The organism is Rhodococcus sp. YH3-3 (genome assembly GCF_001653035.1).
Lineage (GTDB): Bacteria > Actinomycetota > Actinomycetes > Mycobacteriales > Mycobacteriaceae > Rhodococcus_F > Rhodococcus_F qingshengii.
Map to the genome: position 1 here is coordinate 974,163 of NZ_BCWH01000003.1, position 7,090 is coordinate 981,252.

A 7,090-nucleotide genomic window follows, 5' to 3' on the forward strand; every position below is an offset into this window, starting at 1 on the left:
AAGAAGCGACAAAGTCAGGGGTGCAGGCAGCGAGAATCGCCGCTCAGCAACACGCCTGATCGAAGCATGCGCTACGACGAGTGGGCCAGAACGCCATCAATCCGAGCGCAAATGCCGGGGAGGCATCGTGGCTGGAAATCTGCACGTCAGGTCCTTTGTTCTCGTTCGTTGGTGTTCTGTCCATGCGAGCATAGCCGGTGCCCGGCTCGGTCAACCCACGACGCGGGCGTAATTTCCCACTCGGTGGACAAGTCGATCGAAGAATTCCGCCGGATCGGTGCTGACCGCGATATCCGCGTTGGGCTCACGCTTCCAGTGCCCGACCCAGTCCGCAACCGTCGTTCCGATCAGCAGTGGACTCTCGGTTTCGACATCTACCGTTGCCGGTTTCAGCGTCGCCAGGCTCGGATCGAGCGCGACGGCAGCAGCGAAGGGATCATGCATGTGAGCAAGAAATCCCTGGTCGTATTCACGATGGAATTCCATGTAGAACCGGATTGCGTCGGACATATGCCTGATCACGCTGTTGGACGCGGAACTGCGGACGTCGGGACCGTCGTCAGGCGAGATGATCTCTTCCGGGGTGCTCCCGGCAGCTTCGGCGAGCCGACGCACATGTTCGGGGAACATCTCGATGGATTCGGTGACGTTGAGGCCGCAGATGATCGGGCGCCGGTGCGCGGGTACGACGGAGAACGCGTCGAACACCTCCTTGGCGGCGTGCGGATCGACCGAGACGTTCCACTCCGCGGTCGGCGTCGTGTTGCCCGGATAGTTGAACGACCCACCCATCACTACCAGTCGCTTCAGCAGAGACGGCAGATCGGGTTCACGTCTGATCGCCAAGGCCAGGTTGGTGAGCGGCCCCGTCACCAGCCCGGTGAGTTGTCCGGGGTACTCCCGGACGAGATCCACCCAGAGGTCGGTGGCGGTTCGGACCGAGCGCTTGCGACCCGAATCGGGGAGGACCGCATGGCCGATTCCTTGCGGACCGTGAGTCTCCTCGGTGGTGCGCAACGGTATGACCAATGGCTCGCGGGCGCCGAGTGCAACCTCGATGTCCGGGGCGCCGCAGAGCGCAAGCCAGTTCAAGTTGTTGGCCGCGACCTGTTCCACCGGAACGTTGCCGGCGGTGCTCGCAATCCCCAGTATCTCGGCTTCGGGGCTGGCAAGGAGATAGAGAAGCGCCAACGAGTCGTCGATACCGGTGTCGACGTCGACGATGAGCTTGTGCATGTCACTCATCGGTGGCCACCAGGATCGTCGGGGAATGCAGGACGGGGAAGTTCACCGACCGAGCGATGAAGCACTTCGTGTGTGCGGGGCCGTGAAGCTCCTGGGCCTTCTCGACCATCGACGCCTCCGCGACCAACACCGTCGGATTCAACGTCACCTCGATGAACTGGCCGCCGCCATCGGATTCCTCGATCATGCTGCCGACCGGCTGATCGCTGTAGTCGAGAACGACGACCCCAGCGGCAGCTGCCAGACCGAGGTACCAGAGCATGTGGCACTGGGCGAGGGAGGCAACGAGCAGTTCCTCGGGGTTCCATCGCTGCGCGTCACCGCGGAACGAGGGATCGGAGCTGCCGAGAAGTTCCGGCTTTCCGACCGCGGATATTGCATGATTGCGCGAATATCCCTGCGTGCTGGACGTTCCGGTTCCCAGATCGCCCGTCCACTGAAGGTCGAGTGTGTAGGTATGTGACTTCACAGGTCCATCTTGCCCTGAATGTGCCGGTCCCTCAGTGTGCCCACTCCGCGCGATCCGATCCCCACGGATGCGCCGGTTCGGGGTAGTCCTCGAACTCTGCCAGCGCGGGTCGTGCGGTGGTCACGTCGGCATGGTTGACAACAACATTCAGGCCGGGAGCGGTCGGTAGACCGGGATGGACGGTTCGGCCGGGTGCGTCGAGAAGACGAGCGCCGGTGCTGGCCAGCGACACGTCGACGTCGCGGCCACGGCCGTCGTGCGAGCGCAGTGTCAACGCGTCGAGGATCCCCGCTGCCAAGAAGTATCCGGTCGAGTGGTCGAGTGCCTGCGCCGGAAGTGCGCCAGGGTTCTCACCACCCTCGAGGAACGAAATGCCGGACGCGGCCTGCACGATGCTGTCGAAGCCACGGCGATTCGCCCACGGACCTTCCCATCCCCATGCGCTGACGCGCCCGTGAATCAGGTGGGCGGGAAGATCCTGCCCGATGAGCGCTTCGAGTGCACCCGGCCGGTAGCCGGTGACCAGTACGTCTGCGGTTTCGAGGAGTTCTCGGAACGCTGCCGCTCCGGCCGAGGACTTCAGGTCGAGAAGCGCCGACCGCTTGCCCTGTCCACTGTCGAGGTGCTGCCATCCGATCTCGGGGATCGCCGGGGGATCGATCCGCAGAACGTCAGCGCCGACCAACGCCAGGGCACGCGTCGCGACCGGACCGGCGATGACGCGGGTCAGGTCGAGAACGCGTGGGCGCGTCGGATGCGTGCGGGGTTTTCCCTCGTCGCGTGCTCGGATGGATACCAGAGGCGCAGACCTCGCAGCTGCGCACTGCTCACTCAGGCGCCACTCGGTCTCGGTACGAACACGGACCGCGATGGCTCCGATCTCGGCGGCCTGCTGCTCGATCTCGATGGCGCTGAGTTCGGATATCCGTTGCGCCACTGCATCTTTGGGTGATCCATGATCGAGCGCGAGGACGGCGAGCAGGCGGTCGCGATGGTGCGGATAGTTGCCGTGCGTGCGGACCCAACCGTCGCGGGCGGCAAAGAACCCCGAGTGCTCGGAGAACCCGTTGATCGGCTCGCCGCCGATCCGGAACAGTCGATCGCTCGAGAAGGACGCGGCGATGCGCTCGGGATCGAGGGTCCAGTGTCCGTCGCCCGGGCGGGTTGACCGATGAATCGCCGAGGCGAACGCCGCTACCGAGCCCGCAGCGAGGTCGAACACCGGCAAGTGCGCCGCAAGGAAACCCGCCGAGTCCGGGCATTCGATGTGCCCGCGTCGGTCGTCGGTGTGCACCCCGACGTCACGCTGGTATTCGTCGAGATAGAACCCGTACCCGTGATCCATGCGACGCCTTTCGGCAGTTCAGTGGCCGAGAAGCTCCCGGCACTTTTCTGCCAGCGTATCGCGGAGCGGCGCAGCACGATCCGCCAACTGTTGTTGCTGACGCACGTATTCGGCGCGGCCCGCGGGAGTTTCGATACGAATGGGGGAGTACCCGTACTCGGCAAGGTCGTATGGGCTCGCGCGCATGTCGAGTTCACGGGCCAGGAGCGCGTGTTCGAAGCACCGCATCACCAGGTCGGAATCGACGAGTGGCAACAACTTGAAGCTCCACTTGTACAGATCCATACCGGCGTGCAGGCAGCCCGGCTGTTCGTGATCGATCTGAGTTTCGCGTGCAAGCGGGAGCGAGTTCTTGGGGGCCGCGTCCGGTGTGAAGAACCGGAACGCGTCGTAGTGCGTGCATTTGAGTGGCAGGGATTCGACGACCGCGTCGGTACCGGCGAACCCGAGTCGCAGCGGCACCGACTGATGACGGATTGCGTCCTCGCCGCCGCGATAGACCATCGCCCATTCGTGGAGGCCGAAGCAACCCAGCACAGCGGGCCGCGCAGACGTCTGATTCAACAGATTCCACACGAATTCGACTGTGTGACGCCGACGCTCCAGCACTGAGGCCTCGACCGTCGCGGTACCCGACTCGTCGACGCGGTAGCCGGAGAAGGCTGCGTATTCGGCGGCGTTCTCGAGCGCGACTCCGTACCCGGGGTGCCAGCGGCGCAGTTGGGCGGGTTTGAAGTTGTAGTACGTGAAGAGGAAGTCGTGCACCGGGTGAGAGATACCGGCGCTACGACGCGCTCGGTGCGGCTCGACGAGCTTCTCCCCCTCCTCGAGGTGAAGTGCCCGCCGAGCCGTCCACTCGCTCTGCGCGAGTGCGAGTGAATGCACCGAACGTGTCATCGATCAGCTGTTTCTTTGTCCGGGAACAGCATCCGTGCCGCGATGCGTGCCGTCGCGGACCGTTCCGACGTACTCCTCGAGGAGATCCTCGAGCGCGACGATACCGATCACCACTCCGTCAGCGTCCGTGACAGCGCCGAGGTGCGAGCTGGCCCGACGAAGGCCGGCCAACGCTTCGGCCAGCGGTGTGCTGAGCGGAACGATGGGCAGCGGCCGGATATCCGACGTCGGAACGACGGTGTCCGGTCCAGCGGCCTCGTCGAGCACCTCGTCGAGCACGTCCTTGAGGTGCACGTACCCAGCCAGCGATCCGTCGCTCGCTCGCACCGGGTAACGCGAGTATCCGGTCTCGATGACCGCACGCTCGATCTCACCCAGTGTTGTTCCCGACGGTGTGAGGGGAATGGTCCGCACCTTGTCGAGAGTGATCAGGACCTCGGAGACGGTCCGATCGGTCGATTCGAGTGCCTGCTTCAACCGCCGGTGTTCTTCGGCGTCGATCAGACCTTCGGATCGCGATTCACCGATCATCGCGGACAACTCCACCGCCGAGACCGTGACGTCGAGTTCGTCCTTGGGTTCGACGCGCAGGAGCTTGAGCACTCCGTTCGCGCACAGGTTGTAGAACGCGATGATCGGGCGAGCGATCTTGATGAACGCCAGATGCACGGGAACGAGCAGCATGGCCGTCTTCTCGGGGCCGGCCAACGCGATGTTCTTGGGCACCATCTCGCCGAGCAGGATGTGCAGCACGACGACGAGCGACAGCGCGATGGCAAACGAGATCGGGTGCAGCAATCCGTCGGGCAGGCCGACGGCTTCCATCGGCACCTCGAGGAGGTGCGCAATGGCGGGCTCGGCGACCTTACCGAGGAGGATCGAGCAGATCGTGATGCCCAGCTGAGCCGCCGCAAGCATGAGCGAGAGGTTCTCACCGGCCTTGATGACTGTGAGCGCCCGCTTCTTGCCTTGCGCGACCAGTGCTTCGAGGCGGTCACGTCGTGCGGAGATCAGTGCGAACTCCGCACCGACGAAGAATGCATTGCCGGCGAGCAGCACGACGGTGAGGAGTACACCGAAGAGGTTATTCATCGTCGGACTCCTTCTTGCTGTCGTCTGCGGATTCGGGTTCGACGTAAGCGGGGACCGGCGTGATAGTCACCCGGTCGATACGGCGGCCGTCCATGCCGGTCACTCGTGCAATCCACTTTCCGCGCGAATCACCGGACGAGTCGACGTCGGGCAATTCCACCTCGTCACCCTCGTCGGGGATGCGGCCCAGTTCGGTGAGCACCAACCCACCGAGCGTGTCGTAGTCGCCTTCGGGAGCGGTGTACCCGGTAGCCGAAGTGACCTCGTCGATGCGCAGGAGACCGGAGCACGACCATCCGTCGCCGACGCGCTGCACGTCGAGTTCGGGTTCGTCGTGTTCGTCGCGCACATCGCCGACGATTTCCTCGATGAGGTCTTCCATCGTGACGATGCCGGCAGTTCCGCCGTACTCGTCGACGACGAGCGCAACCTGCATACCGTCGGAGCGGATTCGCTCCATGACGGTGTCTCCGTCCAGGCTCGACGGCACGACGGGAACACGTTGAGCCAGACTGTCGACGCGCGTCGTGCGCCGACGTTCGGCCGGAACGGTGAACGCGTGCTTGATGTGTACGACGCCGACCGTGTCGTCGAGATCGCCGCGAACGACCGGGAAGCGCGAATAGCCGGTCCGCGACGCCGTCACGATCAGGTCTGCGACGGTGTCCGAGAGTTCCAGCGATTCGATCTTCACTCGCGGAGTCATCAGCTCTTCTGCCGTGCGGTCACCGAACTGCAGTGAACGGTCGACGAGCATCGCCGTGCCCTTGTCGATGGACCCGCGCTGCGCGGACGTCCGCACGAGGGACCCGAGTTCCTGCGGTGATCGCGCGGAGCGCAATTCCTCCGCGGGTTCGATGCCCAGGCGTCGCACGATCCAGTTGGCGGTTCCGTTGAGGCCGTTGATGGCCCACCGGAAGATCAGCGAGAACCCTGCTTGCAGGCCCGCAGTCGCGCGGGCGGTGGGCATCGGCTTGGAGATTGCGAGGTTCTTCGGTACGAGCTCACCGAAGATCATGGAGAACGAGGTCGCGATCACGAGCGCCAGGATCAAAGACGTTGTCGAGGCAGCGGATTCACTGAGCCCGACGGCCTTCGTGACCGGTGTGATGAACCGTGCCAGGACCGGCTCGGCCAGGTAACCGGTGATCAGGGTTGTGATCGTGATGCCCAGCTGAGCGCCGGAGAGCTGGAACGAAAGAGTCTTGTGCGCGTGTTGAACCTGCCGCGAGCGTCGGTCGCCGCCACGAGCAGCTTCGTCGACGGTGCTGCGTTCGAGCGCGGTCAGTGAGAATTCGGCCGCCACGAAGAGGGCGGTGCCTGCAGTCAGCGCGATGAAGCCGACCAGGCTGAGAATGGTGAAAACGATGTCCATGTGTCATCGCCACCTGAGATGTGCACGGGGGCCGCCGGGTTTGTCTCCCGGCTCGCTAGAGGAGCCCTCCGAACCGGCGGAATCAGAAGATTCCTCGGATAAAACGACGGGTGTAGCGCCGGGTAAGTGTGTGGGTGCCTCGGGCACCGGGTTCCTTTCGTCAGAGCCGAGTAGTTCTCGGCTGTAGCGGGCTCGGTCGGGTCGCCGAAGGGCACCCGACCGAGTTTTGTTTTCTGTTTACGGATCCAATGATACCGGCGGGTGCCCGGGAGTAGGGACCCGAGCACCCGCCGACAGTCACAGAACGTGGTTCACCAACCAGACGGAAGCGGCCGTCCTTCGGCAAATCCGGCGGCGGACTGCACGCCCAGAACGGCCTTCTCGTGCAGCTCCTCGAGAGAGCGCGCACCCGCGTACGTGCAGGTACTGCGCACGCCGGAACAGATCTGATCGATCAGGTCCTCGACTCCAGGGCGCTCGGGATCGAGACGCATCCGCGAACTGGAGATGCCTTCCTCGAACAATCCCTTACGGGCGCGATCGAAAGCCGTTTCGGTGGCTGTGCGAGCGGCAACAGCGCGCTTGGAGGCCATACCGAAGCTCTCCTTGTACGCGTTGCCCGCCTGATCGACTTTGAGATCGCCGGGGGACTCGTATGTGCCGGCGA

The 7,090-nt window shown here is 64.1% G+C and carries 7 protein-coding genes; all 7 read right to left on the reverse strand.

What is annotated here, in order from left to right; all coding sequences use genetic code 11:
• Positions 1-210: 210 nt before the first annotated feature.
• Positions 211-1,245, reverse strand: coding sequence for a nucleoside hydrolase (locus YH3_RS29815; protein WP_007727817.1), 1,035 nt, complete (start codon positions 1,243-1,245; stop codon positions 211-213).
• On the reverse strand, positions 1,238-1,714 hold the full coding sequence (locus tag YH3_RS29820) for an OsmC family protein (RefSeq protein ID WP_007727816.1): 477 nt from the start codon (positions 1,712-1,714) through the stop codon (positions 1,238-1,240). The genes YH3_RS29815 and YH3_RS29820 overlap by 8 nt, the downstream gene beginning before the upstream one ends.
• A 31-nt stretch (positions 1,715-1,745) precedes the next feature.
• The gene (locus YH3_RS29825; RefSeq protein WP_054188233.1) at positions 1,746-3,059 is read right to left on the reverse strand and encodes a CoA transferase; all 1,314 of its coding nucleotides are present in this window, start codon (positions 3,057-3,059) and stop codon (positions 1,746-1,748) included.
• An 18-nt stretch (positions 3,060-3,077) separates the two neighbouring features.
• Complete coding sequence (locus YH3_RS29830) at positions 3,078-3,956, reverse strand: hypothetical protein (protein WP_064444594.1); 879 nt, start codon at positions 3,954-3,956, stop codon at positions 3,078-3,080.
• A 3-nt stretch (positions 3,957-3,959) separates the two neighbouring features.
• The gene (locus YH3_RS29835; RefSeq protein ID WP_003944826.1) at positions 3,960-5,048 is read right to left on the reverse strand and encodes a hemolysin family protein; all 1,089 of its coding nucleotides are present in this window, start codon (positions 5,046-5,048) and stop codon (positions 3,960-3,962) included.
• Positions 5,041-6,423: a hemolysin family protein gene (locus YH3_RS29840; RefSeq protein ID WP_003944847.1), complete on the reverse strand. Its 1,383-nt coding sequence runs from the start codon at positions 6,421-6,423 to the stop codon at positions 5,041-5,043. Before YH3_RS29840 ends, YH3_RS29835 begins: the two co-directional genes overlap by 8 nt.
• A gap of 311 nt (positions 6,424-6,734) precedes the next feature.
• The coding region (locus YH3_RS29845; RefSeq protein ID WP_193777211.1) for an IMP dehydrogenase at positions 6,735-7,090 on the reverse strand (356 nt) is incomplete at its 5' end.

Coding starts and splice junctions, on each gene's coding strand:
- YH3_RS29815 (WP_007727817.1), bottom strand. CDS start 1,245: ATGAGTGACATGCACAAGCTCATCGTCGACGTCGACACCGGTATCGAC.
- YH3_RS29825 (WP_054188233.1), bottom strand. CDS start 3,059: ATGGATCACGGGTACGGGTTCTATCTCGACGAATACCAGCGTGACGTC.
- YH3_RS29830 (WP_064444594.1), bottom strand. CDS start 3,956: ATGACACGTTCGGTGCATTCACTCGCACTCGCGCAGAGCGAGTGGACG.
- YH3_RS29835 (WP_003944826.1), bottom strand. CDS start 5,048: ATGAATAACCTCTTCGGTGTACTCCTCACCGTCGTGCTGCTCGCCGGC.
- YH3_RS29840 (WP_003944847.1), bottom strand. CDS start 6,423: ATGGACATCGTTTTCACCATTCTCAGCCTGGTCGGCTTCATCGCGCTG.